The sequence below is a fragment of the Vibrio sp. S12_S33 genome, from assembly GCF_963889785.1.
Classification (GTDB): domain Bacteria; phylum Pseudomonadota; class Gammaproteobacteria; order Enterobacterales; family Vibrionaceae; genus Vibrio; species Vibrio aestuarianus.
Genome location: NZ_CAWPQZ010000001.1, coordinates 145,648 through 166,555 on the forward strand (window position 1 = coordinate 145,648; position 20,908 = coordinate 166,555).

Below are 20,908 nucleotides of genomic sequence, written 5' to 3' on the forward strand. Positions count from 1 at the left end.
TGACAACAAAATTCTAATCGATGCCAAAAGGCATCATCAAGCTGCCTCCAAACTCACCTATACTCGACCATTGATGATATCAATCAAGGTCTTTGCTTCTCGGCGAATATCGTCATTACCATCAACAATCGCTTCTTCCAATAATTTTATTGCACCTTTTTCATCATTCATTTCGATGTATATTTTAGCTAAATCAAGTTTTCCAGACGCCTCGGAATCGCTATCGACATCGACATCACCGATATTTCCAATCACATCAGGGAATTCATTCAAGCCAACATCAAGCTTGAGAGCTTCATCTTCTGGACTAATCGCTCCTTGCTCGGCATCATCGACTTGTGCCATCAGCTCATCAATAGTCATGTACTGACTTTTCTTGGCATCAAAGTCATCTAACACATCCTGCATTGCCCAATTCTCTTCAAGAATTTCGGGCTCTTCCGTCTGAATATCCTGGTTCCAAACTTCACGTTCTTCTTCTGGAACGCCATCAGGAATTGAGGCTTGCTGATCAGGCGTTAAGTTAAAACCATTCCAATCTTCGCCACCCATTTCAAGCATGGCATCGATATTCATACCAGCACTGTCTATAGTCAGTGCGTCTAGTGGTTTCTCAAATGAAAATGGCGCTTGAGAGGAATCGTCTTCATTTAACCAATCATTTAAAGCCCGTTCATCAAACTCATCTTTGGCAATCAACTGCGATTGTTCACTGCTCGCCTCTTGATGACGGTTATTATTTTCTGGTGCTTGAACTGGAGCATCAATCGATTCAGTTTCTAGCGAAGCTAGCGCATCTTCTTCAACTTGCTGTTGTTCATTGACCTTTTCTGGTTCGAATGAGGCTAACGCCTCTTCTTCGCTGAACTCGGGCAGTGACTCGTCATCAATCGCTTCAAACGTTTCTTGCGCCACTGGCTCTGAACTTTCTTCGGCCTGCTCGGCATCCGCGTCAGCCAATGCGTCTTGCTCGGTGTATTCCGGCAGTTCCAGCTCATCAAGCGCTTCGTCTTGCTCTTGAACTGGGGCATCAACCGATTCGGCTTCTAGTGAAGCAAGCGCATCTTCTTCAACCGGCTCTTGCTCATTAACCTTTTCTGGTTCGAATGAGGCTAACGCCTCTTCTTCGCTGAACTCGGGTAGTGACTCATCATCAATCGCTTCAAATGTTTCTTGCGCCACTGGCTCTAAGCTTTCTTCGGCCTGCTCGGCATTTGCGTCAGCCAATGCGTCTTGCTCGGTGTATTCCCGCAATTCCAGCTCATCAAGCGCTTCGTCCTGCTCTTGAACTGGCACATCAACTGACTCGGCTTCTAGTGAAGCAAGCGCGTCTTCTTCAACCGGCTCTTGCTCATTAACCTTTTCTGGTTCAAATGAGGCTAACGCCTCTTCTTCGCTGAACTCGGGCAGTGACTCATCATCAATCGCTTCAAATGTTTCTTGCGCCACTGGCTCTAAGCTTTCTTCGGCCTGCTCGGCATCTGCGTCAGCCAATGCGTCTTGCTCGGTGTATTCCGGCAATTCCAGCTCATCAAGCGCTTCGTCCTGCTCTTGAACTGGGGCATCAACCGATTCGGCTTCTAGTGAAGCGAGCAAGTCTTCTTCAACTGGCTCTTGCTCACTAACCTTTTCTGGTTCAAATGAGGCTAACGCCTCTTTTTCGCTGAACTCGGGCAGTGACTCATCATCAATCGCTTCAAACGTTTCTTGTGCCACTGGCTCTGAGCTTTCTTCGGCCAGCTCGGCATTCGCGTCTGAAAGCGGCTCTTGCTCAAGCTCCCAATCACCATCTTGCGGGATACCAAATTCATTAGCGACCGCTTCAGGAGCATCTACATTCTCATTGTTTGCGTCTACCAGCGATGGAGTATCGCTAGATGGTTGTTGATTTTTCTGTTCTAAGTAATCGCTGCCTTCGATTTCAGGGTTAAAATCAAAGTCATCATCACTACCAACTTCCTCAGAAAAGTCGCGACTATCCTCCGCGGTGCTACGTTCTATTTCTCCGTCATCAAGCAGTGGATCCTTGTCAGGAGCCACATTTAGCATGTCATCAATAAAAGTATTGCGGTTGAACTCCGCCTCTTCTATTTCAGGTTGCCTCCCGGTTAGCTCACTACTTACTTCAGTTTCCTGCGTACCTTCAACCTGCTGAGCATGCTGCTCAATTTCGAGCAACTCTTCGAACAATTCGGTGCCATCTTCAACGGCAATATCATCATTATCAGCTAACTCATCTAAGATCGCAGTTTCATCAATTTTAAGCGTTTCAGAACCATCATCATCTGACAGCAATTCATCCAATAAGTCGGTGCTTTCTTCATCAAGCTTTAAATCAACATCTTCATCTTCTGATGATGTGTCGCCTAATAGTTCATCTAAGGTTTTAGCACTAGAAAAGTCTGGCTCATCAGTATCTTGCTGATTATTGTCAGCTTCAACAAGTTCGTCCAATAAGTCAGTACTTTGAGTGAGGTCTGGTAAGCTCTCGTCTTCTTCCTCGTCGAGTAGCTCATCTAATAAATCAATACTATTACTATCAATTTGCGGTGAATCTTCTTCATTCAGTAATTCATCGAGCAGAGCTGTATCATCAATTGCGCTAGCTTCTAGTTGTTCGAGATCGGCCTCTGCCTCTATATTGGCAAATAAATCGTCTAACTCACTATCAGAAGCCAGCTCGGCATCTTTTATACCAAAGTCGGTATTAATTGGATCTGACTGCTCAGAGTCGAGATTAAAATCATCGCCAGAGTCATCCAGTAAAGAGTCGAAATCAAAGTCATCGTGATCATCTTGTTCAGTACTAGCAAGCAGGTCATCCAACAAAGATTGATCCAACGTATCACTTTCAAGCTCTTCCGTTGCTCCATCCCCGTTGAGTAGCGCCTCAATATCTGTATCAGACATAGCATGTTCATCAGACAGATCAAATTCGCTCTCATCGGCAGAATCAACCGAAGCTTCATCAAGCGCGCGAGCCATTTCATCTAGGCCAACGGCTTTTTCATCGCCACTGACACTGATGCCATTGCTACTAGAGGTCAGCTCTTCTAAATCACCATCATCACCAATACTAGCGAATGGGTCTTCATCATCCTCACCTTCTAGATTGAAATCTAAATCGCTATCCTCTAGGTCAGCAAAGATGTCCGGTTCTTTATCAGCGTTAGGATCTGTCTCATCATCAAATGCAATATCATCACCAAACAGCTTTTCACTATCGTCTGATTCGCCAAATAAATCATCGTCTAACATCAAGTCATCGCCGATATCTTCGATGTTAGGGTCACCAACAGTAATTGGGGAAATATTTTCTTGAATTGGTGGCGTTACCTCTTGCTGAGCTTCCGTTTTAGAACGGCGTCCTAATAACATAACCACAATCAGACCGATCAATAAACCAGGTATAATTGCTAAGGCCGCGACTAACCATGGATTTGAAAGCAATTGCTCTAGAGCACTTGGAGCTAATTTTTGTGCTTCGGCTGCTTTTCTGCGCTCTTCATCGAGTAGTTTTTCAACTTCAGAGCGAATACGGTTCTCATCACCCAATTCACCTTTTAGCTCATCAACCTCAGATTTCACATCCGCTAGCATCAAGCGCAGCTTATGATTTTTTTCTTCTAGAGCCATTAACTCAGCATCTGAGCCTACAATTTGTGTTTCTAATGTTTTTATTGCTGGCGAAGTGACAGGCGCTTCAAGTGCAGGTTTGACCGTTGGAGACTCCACTGCGGCCACAACATTATTTGTTACTGGTGGTTTCACCGGTGTTGCAGGTGCAGGCGGAGCTACAACAACCGATGACGAGCCAATATTATCCAACTTGGCTTGATGGGCCACCATCACATTTACCGCATCTTGGGTCGATGAACTTCGGATTTGGGCAAGCGATGGAATTCGTAGATTACTTCCAGGCATCAAACTATGGATATTTTGATTTTCAAACGCTTGCGGGTTTAGGCGATAGATAGCGAATAATGTTTGTTGAACCGTCACTACGTTTGATGGACGTAAACGAGTTGCAATTGACCACAAAGTGTCACTTTCTAAAGTCGGTCCAAAAAACTTCGATGGCTGATTATCAGCTTGTTGTAAGTTACGAGTTTGGGCTAGATTTTCTGAAAATTGAGGAGAAGACTGGATCTCGCCATTCGGCCCAATCAGGCGAATGCTCTCTGCACTAACGATAGAAATCTGAGTCACGGCAACGATTGCTATCGGCAATAGAAGACGCTGAATAATTTGACGCATATAAGGCTCAGCTATGTGCTTGGAAAAAAATACGGTGATCTGTTAAATATATCGGATAACAGCAGCAAAACTATAGGACGTATGGTAAAAAATGTGTCACGACCACAATAATCGCAGGAATCTCACACATTTTACTGCTACCAAATGAGCCATAGCGGGCAAAACAACGAGAAGCTATCTGGGCACAACTAGAAAAGGCCAGCATTTGCTGACCTTTACACTTCATGACTTGAAGTTACTCTGTATCGATTTTAGCCCACGTATCACGCAAACCAACAGTACGGTTGAAAACTAAAGCTTCTGCTGCGGAATCTTTAGAATCAACACAAAAGTACCCCATACGTTCAAACTGGAAACCTTGTTCTGCTTTTGCGTTGGCTAAACTTGGTTCAACGAAACCTGTGATACTAACGAGAGAATCCGGATTGATCGTTTCTGCAAAATTGTCGGCAGCGGCAGGGTTGGCTACTGTGAATAAACGATCGTACAGACGAATTTCCGCTGGCAATCCTTTATCTGCAGACACCCAGTGAATAACACCTTTCACTTTACGCCCATCGGCTGGGTTTTTTCCTAACGTATCTACGTCGTAGGTACAGTAGATAGTTGTAATATTACCTGCTTCATCTTTTTCAACACGCTCGGCCTTAATGACATAAGCGCCCCGTAAGCGAACTTCTTTACCTAGAACTAAACGCTTGTACTTTTTGTTGCCTTCTTCACGGAAGTCTTCGCGCTCGATCCACAACTCACGGGTAAAGGGTACTTCGCGGTCACCCATTTCCGGTTTATTTGGGTGATTAGCAAGCGTCAATGTTTCCACTTTATCGGTATCAAAGTTTTCAACAACCACTTTTACTGGGTCAAGAACGGCCATTGCACGAGGTGCATTTTCATTCAAATCTTCACGAATACAAGACTCTAGAGAACTAAATTCGATCATGTTTTCTTGTTTTGTCACACCAATACGTTTACAAAACTCACGAATTGACGCAGAAGTAAAACCGCGACGACGTAGGCCTGAAATGGTTGGCATACGCGGGTCATCCCACCCTGCAACCAATTTTTCGGTAACTAACTGATTAAGCTTACGCTTAGACATCACTGTGTATTCAAGATTGAGACGGCTAAATTCATATTGATGAGGTCGACAGTCAATCGTAATGTTTTCTAGTACCCAATCGTATAAGCGGCGGTTATCTTGGAACTCTAGTGTACAGATAGAGTGTGTAATACCTTCCAGCGCATCAGAAATACAGTGAGTAAAATCATACATTGGATAAATGCACCATTTATTACCTGTTTGGTGGTGCTCTGCAAAACGAACACGGTATAGAACAGGATCACGCATCACCATGAATGATGACGACATATCGATCTTCGCACGTAAACATGCCTTACCTTCTTCAAAGCCACCAGCGCGCATTTTTTCAAATAGTGCTAAATTCTCTTCAACACTGCGATCACGATATGGACTAAGTTTACCTGGTTGAGTCAACGTACCACGATATTCACGAATTTGCTCTGGGCTGAGTTCTTCAACATAAGCAAGGCCTTTTTGAATCAACTCAATAGCGTATTGGTAAAGTTGGTCGAAATAGTTTGAGGAATAACAAACATCGCCAGACCAGTGGAAACCGAGCCAGCTAACATCTTCTTTAATTGACTCTACGTATTCAACGTCTTCTTTCTCTGGGTTCGTATCGTCAAAACGTAGATTACACTGTCCCAGATAGTCTTGAGCAATACCAAAGTTTAAGCAGATAGATTTCGCATGACCAATATGCAAATAGCCATTCGGTTCTGGCGGGAAACGAGTATGCACGCTTGTGTGTTTACCATCCGCTAAATCTTTATCAATGATTTGGCGAATAAAATTCGATGGACGAGCCTCAGCTTCACTCATCTATAGCACCTCAAAATTATTAGTATTGTCAGAAAGTTTTTCTGTATGGGAAAGCAGTAATGCCGCAGAAACAGAAAGTTTGCCGCTAATGATCCACAATTATTTGCCAATGCACAACTACAACCTAAGCTTTATTCGCAAATAATCCCTCATTTAACTTGATAACAATCAAATGCTGGTTAGCTTTTCATCGAATTCGTTTTGTTTATCCCTAAACGCAAGAAAGCCCCCCGAAGGAGGCTTTCATCACTTACCAATTAACCAAAGGTCATTATGGAAGTTTTACATCAGATAGGTCTTCACTAGCACCGATTGCTTTCATTTCGCCAGCAACGATTTCAGCTAGAGGACCAAGGATTACTTGAAGGTTGTTCTCACCTAGTTTCACAACACCTTTCGCGCCTAGTTTCTTAAGCACAACTTCGTCAGCAATAGAGCGATCTTTTAGAGTAAGACGTAGACGAGTGATACAAGCGTCGATTGAGGTTAGGTTGTCGTGACCACCTAGAGCTTTAAGGTATTGACGCGCTAGGTCACCGCTTTTAGCGTCACCAGTTGGAGCAGTTGCAGCTTCATCTTCGTCATCTTCACGACCTGGCGATTTTAGGTTGAACGCACGGATAGCGAAGCTGAAAGTGAAGAAGTATAGAGCACCGAATCCTACACCGATTAGTAATAGAGTTACCGGCTTAGTTGCAAGACCCCAGTTCAGTATAAAGTCAATTAGACCCGCAGAGAAACCAAAGCCGTGTAGCGTGCCAAACATGTTTGCAACCACTAGAGCAAGACCAGTGAATACAGCATGTAATGCGTATAGAGCTGGAGCTAGGAATACAAACATGAACTCTAGTGGCTCAGTAATACCTGTTAGGAATGAACAGAAAGCTACTGAGAACAGAACACCACCAACTTGGCTACGTTTTTCAACTGGAGCTGCAAAGTACATTGCTAGCGCTGCGCCTGGTAGACCAAACATCATCACAGGGAAGAAGCCATTCATAAATATACCAGCGCCTTTATCGCCACCAAAGTAACGGTGAAGATCACCAGACTTAACTGTTTCTGTTACTTCTTTAACAGTTGCAGTGATTTCTGGAGTGACAGCGTTAGCGAATTCAAATGTGTGAGCTTGACCAATAACAAGAGTTTTAGCTAGAGCTGGGTCTACACAAAGCTGTTGCAGAGCAGGTAAAGCTTGGCCAGCTGCTTGAGCACCAGTTACTAGAACTTCTTGACATGTACCCATACCGAACCAGAAGTACGAGTTTAGTACGTGGTGTAGGCCTACTGGGATTAGTGCTCGGTTAAGAGTGCCGTATACAAACTGACCAACAGCACCCGAAGTAGATACTGCATGAGCAAGCGCGTCAAGACCGCCTTGAATGCTTGGCCATACTACACCAGCAATCGCCCCAGCTATTAGAGCGAACAGGCCCGCCATAATTGGTACTAAACGTTTACCTGAGAAGAATGCCAACCACTCAGGGAGACGGGTTGTGTAGAAAGCGTTGTAAGAGTGGCCAGCAATGATACCACCAATGATACCACCAAAGAATGACATGTTGATGTCAGCATTGATTGTTGTTGCTGTTGCTGTTAGCACGAAGTATGCTACTGCACCAGCTAGGCCCGCAGCGCCTTGACCGTCTTTAGACAGACCAATTGCGATACCAAGACCAAATAGAAGTGGTAATTGACTGAAGATTGCTCCACCAGCTTGCGCCATGAATGGAATATCTAGTAGGTCACCTTGACCTAAACGTAGTAAGAGCGCCGCAACGGGAAGCGTTGCAATAGGAAGCATAAGAGCTTTACCTAACTTTTGCGCATATCCAAGAATATTCACTTTAAATTCCCCCTATAGGATTTTTTATTTGGTCGAGCCACTTATTTTAGTCGCTCAATTTAGTCAAACTTAGTTTATGTAATTAATTTCGCCCCGCAAATTAAAACCTTATCATTTGTGATCATAGTCACCACAAACCGTCAAATATCGAGGTTTTTGCTAGCGAGATCATAAAACTTATTTTACAATTAAAAAAAATGAAAAATTAACGATAATATTTGCTTGCTTAAGACTTAAAGAGCCTGCATGAAGAACTCGGATTAACTGGTTTCTCACAGAGATAAACTGTACAAATAAATAAAACATTCCAGTTAAAGCAAGCACTTAACATTAACACCATGTACTAATGGCCGTTTGCTAAATAGATAATTCGCGACCTAATTGAAGTAAGAAAAATAAGCCAAGACACCGACTCATTTCATCTTTTATTTCGTCGCTTAATCAAACTTATAAGATATCGATAGAGAAGGATTCGCTGATTATGTACGCGCTAACTAACTGTAAAATCTACACTGGCAGTAATGTCCTCGTTGATCACGCTGTTATCATTAAGAATGAGTTGATTGAAGCTGTATGCCCGCTAGCAGATTTACCACAAGATATTACAACTCAAGATCTGAATGGTGCGAACGTAAGCCCAGGCTTTATCGACCTGCAACTTAATGGTTGTGGCGGAGTGATGTTTAATGATGAAGTAACAGCCGATACCATGCACACAATGCATAAAGCGAATCTAAAATCAGGCTGCACCAGCTTTTTACCGACTCTTATCACTTCATCTGATGAAGATATGCGCCAAGCTATCGTGGCAGCTCGTGAGTACCAAACAAAATACAAAAATCAGTCCTTAGGTTTACACCTTGAAGGTCCATATTTGAATGTGATGAAAAAAGGTATCCACAGCGTTGATTTCATTCGTCCTTCTGATGACAACATGATTAATACGATGTGTGAAAACAGCGATGTGATAGCAAAAGTTACCCTCGCACCAGAGCACAATAACCCACAACACATTGAACGCCTCGCGAAAGCGGGAATCGTTGTGTCTATCGGCCATACCAACGCAACCTATACTGAAGCACGAAATAGTTTCGAATCAGGCATCACCTTTGCGACACATTTATTCAATGCCATGACCCCAATGGTTGGACGTGAGCCTGGAGTTGTCGGTGCCATTTATGATACACCTGATGTTTATGCGGGAATCATTGTCGATGGCTTCCACGTTGATTACGCTAACATTCGAATCGCCCACAAAATTAAAGGTGAAAAGCTCGTATTAGTGACCGATGCCACAGCTCCCGCAGGTACTAACATGGATTACTTTATTTTTGTCGGTAAGAAAGTATATTACCGTGATGGTAAGTGTGTTGATGAAAATGGCACACTAGGCGGCTCAGCCCTCACTATGATTGAGGCAGTACAAAACACGGTTGAGCACGTTGGTATCGCTTTGGACGAAGCACTAAGAATGGCTACTCTGTATCCAGCAAAAGCAATTGGGGTTGACAACAAACTAGGCCGAATTAAAAAGGGCATGGTGGCAAACTTGACTGTTTTTGATCGTGACTTCAATGTTCAAGCGACGGTTGTTAACGGAAAATACGAGCACAATTGATAATGAATGGCGGACAAATAGGTAACGTAGATTTAGTCAAACAACTCAACAGCGCAGCAGTTTATCGATTGATCGACCAGCAAGGTCCTATATCTCGAATTCAAGTTGCTGATGTGAGTCAGCTTGCTCCTGCAAGTGTTACAAAAATAACCCGCCAACTACTTGAACGCGGCCTTATCAAAGAGGTCGCCCAACAAGCATCAACGGGTGGACGTAGAGCCATCTCATTGACGACAGAAGTCGCACCTTTCCACTCAGTTGCTGTTCGTTTAGGGCGTGACTACATTCAGCTCAGCCTCTATGACTTGGGTGGAAAAGAGCTAGTTTCTGATTACCATGAATTTCACTATTCGCATCAAACTCAATTAGTTGAGGGGTTAGTTTCTTTCCTCTCAGCATTTATAAAACAGCAACAAGAGCAAATCGATCAACTCATCGCGATCGGTATTGCACTTCCAGGCCTGGTTAACCCTGAAACTGGCGTTGTTGAATACATACCAAATATATCGATTGATGCACTAGCACTTGGTGACATTATTCGAGACAATTTTCACGTTCAATGCTTCATGGGTAACGATGTTCGCGGCATGGCTCTCGCCGAGCACTACTTTGGTGCGAGTAAAGATTGCCAAGATTCAATATTAGTCAGTGTTCATCGAGGTACTGGTGCTGGCATTATCGTAAATGGACAAGTATTCCTTGGCTATAACCGTAATGTGGGGGAAATTGGTCATATCCAAATTGATCCCCTTGGCGAGCAATGTCAGTGTGGAAATTTTGGCTGCTTAGAAACAGTAGCGGCGAACCCTGCCATAATTTCTCGCGTTAGAAAACTGCTAGCACAAGGTTATGAATCAAGTCTTGCTAACATAGAAAGCATTACTATCAATGATGTGTGTGAACACGCTAATCTTGGTGATGAATTAGCGAAACAGAGCTTAGTCAGGGTAGGAAATCAACTGGGTAAAGCTATTGCTATGACAATCAACTTATTTAATCCTCAAAAAGTAGTGATTGCTGGACAGATAACAACCGCGCAAGACATTGTATTTCCAGCCATTCAAAGAAATGTTGAAAATCAATCACTGAAAACTTTCCACAATAATTTACCGATTGTCGCATCACAGATTGACAGCCAAGACACTATTGGCGCATTTGCGATGATTAAGCGTGCAATGTTAAATGGTGTTTTGTTGCAAAAATTGCTTGGTGATTAAGCAATTAATTGAATTACAATGATAAGCTGTGTCACCTCGACACAGCTTTTTTTATAAGCTCACTTTAATCATTGCCAAAGGAATTTATGGAACTGGTCCTTATTACAGTCGCTTTTTTAGCCGGATTCATTGCACTGAAATGCAACTTACCCCCTTTGGTGGGTTTCTTGTGCGCAGGGTTTGCTCTACATGCTGCAGGCTACCAGAGCAACGATACAATACGCACTTTGGCCGACCTAGGGGTCACGCTGTTATTGTTCACCATTGGTTTAAAGTTGGATGTAAAAACGTTACTTGCTAAAGAAATATGGGCCGGAGCAACCGTTCACAATCTTCTTTCAACCCTAGCCTTTAGTGTTGCGTTATTAATTTTCAAATACTTAGGCATTAGTAGCTTAGCCACGATGCCAACTGAGCAAATCGTTTTACTCGGTTTCGCCTTATCATTTTCTAGCACAGTTTTTGCCGTAAAATCTCTACAAGAAAAAGGTGAGATGAATGCCACCTATGGCACGATTGCAATCGGCATACTCGTTATGCAGGATATATTTGCCGTGGTATTTCTAACTATATCAACAGGCAAACTACCACATTGGTATGCGATTATACTGTTTGCTCTGCCATTAATGCGTCCGCTATTTTACAAACTACTCGATTGGGTTGGACACGGAGAAATGCTCGTTTTACTCGGCATTTTCTTTGCCTTGGTTATGGGCGCTGGGCTATTTGAGGTCGTTGGTATGAAACCAGACCTTGGTGCGCTTATTTTAGGTATGTTACTCGCAGCTCATAGCAAAGCATCGGAACTGTCTAAATCTTTATTCAATCTCAAGGAGCTGTTTTTAGTCTGCTTTTTCTTAAACATTGGCTTATCTGCACAACCGACTATGACTGGTTTTGCACTAGCGCTGTTATTATTGTTATTGCTTCCTCTCAAAGGCGTTCTCTATTTTTGGGTACTTAATCGATTTAAATTCCGTGTACGCACATCGCTACTAGCGACCTTATCACTCTTTAATTTCAGCGAATTTGGCCTTATTGTCGGTGGACTTGCTTTTAAAATGGGTTGGATGTCAGGTGATATATTAGTCGCATTGGCGATTGCGGTTTCTATCTCATTTGTGATTGCCGCCCCAATCAGCCGCAAAGGCCATGAGCTATACCAACATTCTAGAGCATGGCTTAAAGAGCATGCCGCAGAAAAACTGAATACCAAAGATCAACTTATCAACCCAGGTCACGCACAGGTATTGATCTTAGGCATGGGTCGTATAGGCACTGGTGCCTACGATGAGCTGCGATCTCGATATGGAAAAATAAGCCTTGGTATTGAAGTACGAGAAGATGCTGCTCATACACATCGCGCACAAGGTCGTAACGTTATTTCTGGAGATGCCACAGACCCTGATTTTTGGGAGCGTATTTTAGACACAGCAAATGTTAAGTTGGTCTTACTCGCCATGCCGCATCACCAAGGAAACCAAATCGCTTTGTCACAATTGCAACATCGAAATTTTAAAGGACAGATCGCCGCAATTGCAGAATACCCTGACCAACTAGAGTCATTATTAGAGTGTGGCGTGGATGCAGCATTCAATATTTATAATGAAGCTGGTAGCGGTTTTGCACGTCATGTCTGTCAACAGCTACAACCAAACTTCATTAAACCGTAGTATTATCAACGCCCAGATAAAAGCTATCAGCGCTCTTATCTGGGTTCTATATCCGCAAAATTTTCATTTCTGCTCATTCAAACGCCAAAAAATAGACACCATTCATCAAAAATAACAATTCATTGAAAACCATTCACCAACAAGCAAATAAAAAGATAATTTCCATAATATTTGGTTGCATTTTTTAATCTAAATGGCAAATTAAAGTCAACAGGTTAAAAATTATCAAAAAGGAAGTTGTATGTGTTCTATCTTTGGCATTCTCGATATTAAAAGTGATGCTGCGGCTTTACGCCCAATAGCCCTAGAAATGTCTAAAAAATTACGCCACAGAGGCCCAGACTGGTCAGGTATTTACGCCTCTGATAAAGCGATTTTAGCGCATGAGCGTCTCGCCATCGTTGGCTTAAATAGTGGTGCTCAACCCTTATACAGCCCAAACAAAAAACACATCCTTGCCGTAAACGGGGAAATTTATAACCACAAAGAAATTCGCGCTCGCTACGAAGGAAAATATGACTTTCAGACCGATTCAGATTGCGAAGTCATCCTTGCTCTCTATGAAGAAATGGGCGCCGATCTCCTTGAAGAGCTTAACGGTATCTTTGCTTTTGTTCTTTATGATGAAGAAAAAGATCAGTATCTAGTGGGCCGAGATCACATTGGTATTATCCCGCTTTATCAAGGCTATGATGAGAATGGAAACTACTATGTTGCCTCAGAAATGAAAGCGCTAGTACCCGTATGTAAAACTATCAGCGAGTTTCCTCCTGGCAGCTACTACCGCTCTCAAGATGCCGAGCCGCAACGATACTATATCCGTGACTGGAATGAATATGCTGCCGTGCAAGGTAATAGCACAAGTAAAGAGGAACTGACTCAGGCACTAGAGGCCGCCGTTAAGCGTCAATTGATGACCGATGTCCCTTATGGTGTATTACTTTCTGGTGGTTTAGATTCATCGATTACTTCGGCAGTTGCTAAACGCTTCGCCGCTATGCGTATTGAAGATGACGAACAAACAGAAGCTTGGTGGCCGCAACTTCATTCGTTCGCGGTTGGTTTAGAAGGCGCTCCTGATCTTAAAGCAGCACGCGAAGTTGCAGATCAGATTGGTACTGTACACCATGAAATGACCTATACCATTCAAGAAGGATTGGATGCTATTCGTGATGTGATTTATCACATTGAAACTTACGATGTCACCACTATTCGCGCCTCAACACCAATGTACTTGATGGGACGTAAGATAAAAGCAATGGGCATCAAAATGGTTCTGTCGGGCGAAGGAGCCGATGAAATATTCGGTGGATACTTATATTTCCATAAAGCGCCAAACGCGCAAGAGTTCCACGAAGAGACTGTTCGCAAACTCCTTGCGCTTAACATGTTTGACTGCGCACGCGCCAATAAATCTCTTGCAGCTTGGGGGGTTGAAGGCCGAGTTCCATTCCTAGACAAAGAATTTATTGATGTTGCAATGCGTTTAAACCCAGCCGACAAAATGTGCGGTAACGGTAAAATGGAGAAACACATTTTACGTGAATGCTTTGAACACTATTTACCTGAAGCTATCGCATGGCGTCAAAAAGAGCAGTTCTCTGATGGTGTAGGTTACAGTTGGATTGATACATTAAAGTCTGTAGCGGAAGAAAAAGTGACCGATAAGCAGATGGAAACCGCACAGTACCGTTTCCCTTACAATACACCAAGCACTAAAGAAGGCTACGTATATCGCGAAATTTTTGAGGAGTTATTCCCTCTTGAGTCAGCGGCACGATGTGTACCTGGAGGCCCATCAGTTGCCTGCTCTTCAGCAAAAGCGATTGAGTGGGATGAGTCATTTAAAAACTGTATAGACCCATCTGGCCGTGCCGTTAAAGCCGTTCATAACGAAGCCTATTGATTTACAAGTTCACCAATGACCAATGAAAAAGGCGCTAGATGCGCCTTTTTCTATTAAACCGTCTAATTCAGTTCTAAATGCCTGTTATCAATGCTCATCGGTATTGTCTGGCTAATCATTTTAACCAACATAATGGAACGCATCTCGCCATCGGATTCTTGATAAATGGCATCAATACCTGAAAACTGTCCCCCCTTGACCCTAACAACCTGTCCTTTCTCGGGAATATTTTGAGCCGAAGCTGAGCTCTCATGCGGCTCAAGTACCTTCAACTGATAGACAAGATCTCCTTCTAATTCTTTGGGCTGCGCCCCAAAACGTACGAAGTCAACAACACCACGTGTAGAACGTACTGAAGTAAAGGTTGGCCCTTTTTCAAAATCAAACCTGACAAACATATATGAGGGAAAAAGTGGCTCTTTCACTTTTTGACGCTTTCCCCTGAGGATTTTCTCAATTTCAATCTCTGGGTAAAAGCATTCGACACCCTGATTTTCAAGATGCATCTTGGCTCGTGATTGGTCACCTCGTTTGCAATACAGCAAATACCAACGTTTCATTTTATTCCTAGCTACTGCTCTATTTTCTGAGGATCCTAACACTATCGTGCATCGCAATAAACGACAAACCACCAGGCCACAAACAACACCTCTATTTGTTCGAAAAAGGTAAAAATCACCTACCAATATTGAAAGGTAAGTTTGCAGCACACAAAAACCACCCTAAAACAGTGGTGATATCATTTAAAGAACAATAACTTAACCAACCATCTAGCATAATCGTCTGCTTTTTACTAATTGCGGTACGATAAAAGCCCATGTATATCTAACCCACAATTTTTTTAATCTATAAAACCAAAAAAACTTATGACAAACCAACATCAATACTTTGGTCATCCAAGAGGCCTATTTTTACTCTTCGGCACAGAGCTTTGGGAACGATTTTCCTACTATGCCATGCGCGCTATCCTAGTCCTTTATCTAACAGACGCGACAATGAATGGTGGTCTTGGCTGGTCGACTAAAGATGCCCTAGATCTTTATGGCACCTATACTGGACTTGTCTATATCACACCACTTATTGGTGGTTACCTTGCAGATAACTACCTTGGGCAACGCCGTTCAATTCTTATTGGTGGTGCGTTAATGGCTATCGGCCAATTTACGCTAGCACTACCTGCTGATGCACTAGGCCTTGGTTCTCTTCATACTTTCTATTTAGGTCTTGCGCTTCTTATCTGTGGTAACGGTCTATTTAAGCCAAATATCTCAACAATGGTTGGTGACTTATATAATGAAGGTGATAACCGTCGTGATGGCGCATTTACTATCTTCTATATGGGTATTAACTTAGGAGCGTTGCTGGCCGGTGTGATTTCAGGTTCTGTGACCAACTCATTTGGTTGGAAAGCCGGTTTCGTTGTCGCGGGTATTGGCATGCTTATCAGCTTGGTCATGCAAATGACAATGGCACAATCATGGCTTGGTGATATTGGTCGTGAGCCAGCAGCCAAGCGTGATCTCAAGCTTAAAAAATCAGCAGGCAAAGAATCTTTAACGAAAGAAGAAGTAGATCGTATCAAGGTTATCCTTGTGATGAGTTTGTTTACTATCGTTTTCTGGGCGGGTTTCGAGCAAGCTGGTGGTCTAATGAACATCTATACGCAACAATACACTGATCGTATGGTTGGTGGTTTTGAAGTACCTTCTGCATGGTTCCAATCGCTCAACCCATTCTTCATTATTACTCTTGCACCTGTATTAGCCGTTCTATGGGTAAAATTGGGTAAACGTGAGCCAAACTCACCAGCGAAGTTTGCATTGGCGATGTTCTTCTTAGCCTTGGGCTTCCTCTGCATGGTTGGCGCGGTTATGGAACAAGGTGGTGACACTGCCGTGAAAACATCAATGCTTTGGCTTGTCGGTGCATTTTTCTTCCATACCTTGGGCGAACTGTGTCTCTCTCCAATCGGCCTATCACTTGTTACTAAGCTAGCGCCTCTGCGTCTTGCTTCATTAATGATGGGGGCATGGTTCGGTTGTAACGCAATCGCGAATTATGTAGCAGGTTACGTTGGTTCTCATGTTGGCGAACTGGGCGCAATGGCTATCTTCAGCGGTATTGCAGTAACCGCAATTATCAGTGGCATCATTCTGATGTTGTTTTCAAACACGCTCGTTCGTTGGATGCACGGTGCTGAAACAACGGCAAGCCACGCTGAAGAAATTGAAGAGCAGCAAGCTCAGTTAGTTTAGCTTCAAATATACCACTAGGCTTAAGGGTGGTAATTCAGGGATAATAACGAAAAACGGTCACAATAGTGTGACCGTTTTTGTTCAATCTAAATAACCCGAACTGAGGTTAAATGGTATTCAAATCAGCGCGCAATAAGACAAGCCATCATATCAATATGCATCTCTGAGTCATTTAGGCATTCAATATAAGTGAATGATTCTCCACCAGCATGGATAAAGGTTTCTTTACCCTGCTCCGATATTTCCTCTAAGGTCTCTAAACAGTCCACCGAGAATGCCGGAGTAATGATATCCAAACTTTTCACACCACGTTTAGGTAAAGCCTCTAAGGTCTCATCTGTATAAGGTTGCAACCACTCTTCACGGCCAAATATCGATTGATAAGACATCCCTATTTGTTGCAAATTTAGGCCTAATTCTTGCCCCAAGAGCTGCGTTGTGCGCTCGCAGTGCTGCGGATAAATATCACCATTATCAGCGTAACGCTTAGGAATACCATGATAAGAACAAAGCAGGTAATCTCCTTGTCCATTCTCCTTCCAAGATTGGCGAACTTTGTCCGCTAACGCCCGAATATAAAGTGGATGATCATGATAATCTCGCACAAAGTGTAAGTTTGGCGTCACCGGGATATTTTTCATCACTTTAGCTAAGCCATCAAAAACCGCCGCAGTGGTTGTGCCAGAATATTGAGGATAAAGTGGTAACACGACAATCTCTTCAACACCTTGTTCTAATAGAGATTTAACACCATCTAACAAACTTGGAGAGCCATAGGTCATCCCTAATTCGACAGGCATGGCTATACGCTCAGCTAAACGTTTGGCTTGACGTTGTGAATAAACCATCAGTGGTGAACCTTCATCCATCCACACTGACTGATAGAGTTTTGCAACTTTAGGTGAACGGATCGGTAAAATGATGCCATGTAATACTGGGCACCATATCCATCGGCTCATATCGACAACACGATGATCATGTAAAAACTGACCTAAGAAACGTTTAATCGCGGGAGCTGTAGGTGCATCAGGAGTACCTAAATTAACCAGTAACACCCCACGTTGTATATTATTTTGCATAACTTCCATTCATCTATTTCACTGTAAGCTATTGAATACGAATCCATGACTAGAAAGTTCATAAAAAAAGCGACCTATCTAGGTCGCCTTCACTATAACAAAGTTAGATAATCAGTACTTAGCCAATTATGCTAGTGCTTTCTCAATATCTGCGCTCACTTCAGCCACTTGCTTAGTACCATCAAATTTTAGGTACTTAGTGTTGCCTGCTTCAGCTTCTTTGCTGTAATAAGCAATAAGCGGTGCTGTTTGATCGTGGTAAACACCTAGACGGGCACGCACGGTCTCTTCTTTATCATCATCACGAACAACCAAATCTTCACCAGTCACGTCATCTTTACCTTCCACTTTAGGTGGGTTGTAAACAACATGGTAAGTACGACCAGAAGGTAAGTGAGCACGACGACCCGCCATACGATCAACAATAACATCATCCGCAACATCGAATTCGATTACATAATCAACAGCAATGTCCATCTCTTTTAAGCCATCAGCTTGAGGGATAGTGCGAGGGAAACCATCTAGCAAAAAGCCTTTTTCGCAATCAGCTTGAGCGATACGCTCTTTGATAAGACCAAGGATGATTTCATCAGAAACTAGTTGACCAGCGTCGATGACTGACTTTGCTTGTTTACCAAGCTCAGTACCGGCTTTGATAGCAGCACGTAGCATGTCACCAGTAGAGATTTGTGGAATACCGTACTTCTCCATGATGAATTGAGCTTGAGTGCCTTTACCTGCACCTGGAGCACCTAGAAGAATGATGCGCATGTTTAATCCTCTTTAGAAAATTATGATTTATACCGAAGCTCACAGCGTTACGAACATAAAGATACGAACATATACAACGGTAAGTTTCGGTATAACATTAGTGATTTGAGCGAATAACTACAGCTTAACGAACAATTCTGTTGAGCAAAGCACACTGTTTGGCGAGCAAAATACACACCTTATTCGCTTGGTTCAAGTGCAGCATTCTAACATAGAATTCAATGCTGCTAACGAGATTAAGACTAAAGAATGTAATCCGGCTTAGATTTTCGCTTCCGTTTTGCACAAATTAGCGTCAGTTCTAAGCAAATCATCACACTTCAAAACAAAAAGCTCGCATATGCGAGCTTTTTGTTGATTTAACGGTTATTCAACCTTAGTCAAAAGTTGGTTAATCGCCGTTAAAAATTGAGATGGATCTTCCATTGAACCACGCTCAGCAAGCATTGCTTGGCCAAGCAGTACTTCGACCCAACGACCAAACGCTTGCTCATCGGCTTCATCAGCCATACGTTTAACCAAGGCATGTTCAGGGTTTAGCTCAAAAATGTACTTAACTTCAGGAACAGCTTGACCAGCCGCTTCAAGAAGTTTAGCCATTTGCGTGCCCATCTCATAGTCATCTGTCACGACTACTGCTGGAGTTGTTGCCAACTTAAAGGTAGTACGAACTTCTTTAACACGTTCGCCCAAGTATTGCTTGGTACGCTCAACGACAGACTTAAACTCTTCTTCCGTCTCTTTATGTTTTTCTTTTTCAGCTTCATCTTCAAACTGGCTAAGATCTAAACCTGCTTTCGTAATCGCCTGGAACTGCTTACCATCAAACTCCGTCAAGTAGTTCATTAGCCATTCATCGATACGATCAAACATTAAAATGACTTCAATGCCTTTCGCTTTGAACTGTTCTAAGTGTGGGCTGTTTTTCGCTGCAGCATAACTGTCTGCTGTGAGGTAGTAGATCTTATCTTGTCCCTCTTTCATACGCTCAACATAGGACGCCAAGCTAACCGTCTGTTCCGCAGAGTCAACTTCAGTTGAAGCGAAGCGTAATAAGTTGGCAATCTTTTCTTTGTTAGCGATATCTTCAGCAGGACCTTCTTTTAATACCAATCCAAACTCTTTCCAGAATGACTGATATTTATCTGCATCATTATTAGCCATGCGCTCAAGCATCGTCAGGACACGCTTAGTACATGCATTACGCAGTGACTGAGTCACCTTGTTGTCTTGTAAAATCTCACGAGACACGTTCAAAGGCAGATCATTTGAATCAATCAAACCGCGAACAAAACGCAGGTAAGATGGCATAAATTGCGCCGCGTCATCCATGATAAACACACGTTGAACGTATAATTTCAAACCTGATTTATGATCGCGGTTCATCATATCCCAAGGTGCTTTCGCTGGGATATAAAGCAAGCTAGTGTAGTCGTTCTTGCCTTCTACACGATTGTGGCTCCACAACAGCGGAGCAGCAAAGTCATGAGACACATGCTTATAGAACTCTTGATACTCTTCATCCGTAATTTCAGATTTAGAACGGGTCCACAATGCTTGGGCCTTGTTAATTTGCTCCCATTGCGTCTCATCGGTTTCCTTGCCTTCATCATCACGAACTTTAGTCTGAATTGAAACTGGAATACCGATATGATCTGAGTATTTACTGATCACATCACGTAGACGCCACTCGTTTAGGAACTCTTTACCCTCTTCACGCATATGCAGGATAATGTCAGTACCACGAGATTCTTTGATGATATTTTCGATCGTGTAATCACCTTCACCCGCAGAGTGCCATTGTACGGCTTGGTCTGCGGCAAGGCCTGCTGCGCGAGTACGTACTGTAACCGCATCGGCAACAATAAATGCCGAATAGAAACCGACACCGAATTGGCCGATCAATTGCGAGTCTTTTGATTGATCTTGAGACAGTTTAGAGAAAAATTCAGCTGTGCCTGATTTAGCAATCGTTCCTAGATGTTCAATCACATCTTCACGGCTCATACCGATGCCGTTATCCGAAAGCGTTAACGTGTTTGCATCTTGATCAAACGACAGTTTAACACCAAGCTCTGCATCACCTTTATATAGATCTGGGTTTGATAAGGCTTGAAAACGAAGTTTATCCGCAGCATCAGAGGCATTCGAAATCAATTCGCGCAGGAAAATCTCTTTATTTGAGTAAAGAGAGTGAATCATAAGATGAAGTAACTGCTTGACTTCAGACTGAAACCCACGAGTTTCTTTATTGTTTGTGGCAGTTTCGCTCATACTAGCTCCATAACATCTGAGTGATTATTCACACACGCCATTGTGTGCAACTGAGAATGATTTGCTAGTAACATGAGGATGACAAATGTAAAATCAAGGTCAAAGA

The 20,908-nt window shown here is 42.9% G+C and carries 12 protein-coding genes; 5 read left to right on the forward strand and 7 right to left on the reverse strand.

What is annotated here, in order from left to right:
• Positions 1-57: 57 nt before the first annotated feature.
• The 3 genes from AACW06_RS00600 to nagE all read right to left on the reverse strand — a co-directional run bounded on the left by AACW06_RS00600 (position 58) and on the right by nagE (position 8,009).
• A complete protein-coding gene (locus AACW06_RS00600) occupies positions 58-4,257 on the reverse strand; it encodes a FimV/HubP family polar landmark protein (protein WP_192073569.1) in 4,200 nt (1,399 codons plus the stop codon).
• Between the two features lie 235 nt (positions 4,258-4,492).
• The gene (gene glnS / locus AACW06_RS00605) at positions 4,493-6,163 is read right to left on the reverse strand and encodes a glutamine--tRNA ligase (protein ID WP_192073570.1); all 1,671 of its coding nucleotides are present in this window, start codon (positions 6,161-6,163) and stop codon (positions 4,493-4,495) included.
• Positions 6,164-6,434: 271 nt separating this feature from the next.
• Positions 6,435-8,009, reverse strand: a complete 1,575-nt coding sequence (gene nagE, locus AACW06_RS00610; protein ID WP_192073571.1) for an N-acetylglucosamine-specific PTS transporter subunit IIBC — start codon at positions 8,007-8,009, stop codon at positions 6,435-6,437.
• Between the two features lie 481 nt (positions 8,010-8,490).
• On the opposite strand from nagE, the gene nagA reads away from it, so the two are divergent.
• The 4 genes from nagA to asnB all read left to right on the forward strand — a co-directional run bounded on the left by nagA (position 8,491) and on the right by asnB (position 14,423).
• Positions 8,491-9,627, forward strand: a complete 1,137-nt coding sequence (gene nagA, locus AACW06_RS00615) for an N-acetylglucosamine-6-phosphate deacetylase (protein ID WP_192073572.1) — start codon at positions 8,491-8,493, stop codon at positions 9,625-9,627.
• Positions 9,628-9,629: 2 nt separating this feature from the next.
• A complete protein-coding gene (nagC, locus tag AACW06_RS00620; RefSeq protein ID WP_192073573.1) occupies positions 9,630-10,844 on the forward strand; it encodes a DNA-binding transcriptional regulator NagC in 1,215 nt (404 codons plus the stop codon).
• An 86-nt stretch (positions 10,845-10,930) separates the two neighbouring features.
• Entirely contained in the window at positions 10,931-12,517 is a 1,587-nt protein-coding gene (locus AACW06_RS00625; protein WP_192073574.1) for a cation:proton antiporter family protein, read from the forward strand.
• 241 nt (positions 12,518-12,758) lie between these two features.
• Positions 12,759-14,423, forward strand: coding sequence for an asparagine synthase B (gene asnB, locus AACW06_RS00630; RefSeq protein ID WP_192073575.1), 1,665 nt, complete (start codon positions 12,759-12,761; stop codon positions 14,421-14,423).
• Between the two features lie 62 nt (positions 14,424-14,485).
• Here asnB and rfaH read toward each other — a convergent pair whose 3' ends face one another.
• Positions 14,486-14,983, reverse strand: coding sequence for a transcription/translation regulatory transformer protein RfaH (rfaH, locus tag AACW06_RS00635; RefSeq protein ID WP_192073576.1), 498 nt, complete (start codon positions 14,981-14,983; stop codon positions 14,486-14,488).
• A 306-nt stretch (positions 14,984-15,289) separates the two neighbouring features.
• Here rfaH and AACW06_RS00640 point away from each other — a divergent pair, with 306 nt between their 5' ends.
• A complete protein-coding gene (locus AACW06_RS00640; RefSeq protein WP_192073577.1) occupies positions 15,290-16,678 on the forward strand; it encodes a peptide MFS transporter in 1,389 nt (462 codons plus the stop codon).
• Between the two features lie 122 nt (positions 16,679-16,800).
• Here the strand turns inward: AACW06_RS00640 and hemH are convergent, their stop codons facing one another.
• The 3 genes from hemH to htpG all read right to left on the reverse strand — a co-directional run bounded on the left by hemH (position 16,801) and on the right by htpG (position 20,802).
• Entirely contained in the window at positions 16,801-17,766 is a 966-nt protein-coding gene (hemH, locus tag AACW06_RS00645) for a ferrochelatase (protein ID WP_192073578.1), read from the reverse strand.
• Positions 17,767-17,883: 117 nt separating this feature from the next.
• On the reverse strand, positions 17,884-18,528 hold the full coding sequence (gene adk, locus AACW06_RS00650) for an adenylate kinase (RefSeq protein ID WP_053310240.1): 645 nt from the start codon (positions 18,526-18,528) through the stop codon (positions 17,884-17,886).
• Positions 18,529-18,894: 366 nt separating this feature from the next.
• Positions 18,895-20,802, reverse strand: a complete 1,908-nt coding sequence (gene htpG / locus AACW06_RS00655) for a molecular chaperone HtpG (protein ID WP_192073579.1) — start codon at positions 20,800-20,802, stop codon at positions 18,895-18,897.
• Between the last annotated feature and the right edge of the window lie 106 nt (positions 20,803-20,908).

What these genes read in the sequence shown, in the direction of transcription:
- adk (WP_053310240.1), bottom strand. Translation starts at nt 18,528, where the DNA reads ATGCGCATCATTCTTCTAGGTGCTCCAGGTGCAGGTAAAGGCACTCAA.
- AACW06_RS00600 (WP_192073569.1), bottom strand. Translation starts at nt 4,257, where the DNA reads ATGCGTCAAATTATTCAGCGTCTTCTATTGCCGATAGCAATCGTTGCC.
- nagA (WP_192073572.1), top strand. Translation starts at nt 8,491, where the DNA reads ATGTACGCGCTAACTAACTGTAAAATCTACACTGGCAGTAATGTCCTC.
- glnS (WP_192073570.1), bottom strand. Translation starts at nt 6,163, where the DNA reads ATGAGTGAAGCTGAGGCTCGTCCATCGAATTTTATTCGCCAAATCATT.
- nagC (WP_192073573.1), top strand. Translation starts at nt 9,630, where the DNA reads ATGAATGGCGGACAAATAGGTAACGTAGATTTAGTCAAACAACTCAAC.
- AACW06_RS00625 (WP_192073574.1), top strand. Translation starts at nt 10,931, where the DNA reads ATGGAACTGGTCCTTATTACAGTCGCTTTTTTAGCCGGATTCATTGCA.
- htpG (WP_192073579.1), bottom strand. Translation starts at nt 20,802, where the DNA reads ATGAGCGAAACTGCCACAAACAATAAAGAAACTCGTGGGTTTCAGTCT.
- hemH (WP_192073578.1), bottom strand. Translation starts at nt 17,766, where the DNA reads ATGGAAGTTATGCAAAATAATATACAACGTGGGGTGTTACTGGTTAAT.
- AACW06_RS00640 (WP_192073577.1), top strand. Translation starts at nt 15,290, where the DNA reads ATGACAAACCAACATCAATACTTTGGTCATCCAAGAGGCCTATTTTTA.
- asnB (WP_192073575.1), top strand. Translation starts at nt 12,759, where the DNA reads ATGTGTTCTATCTTTGGCATTCTCGATATTAAAAGTGATGCTGCGGCT.
- rfaH (WP_192073576.1), bottom strand. Translation starts at nt 14,983, where the DNA reads ATGAAACGTTGGTATTTGCTGTATTGCAAACGAGGTGACCAATCACGA.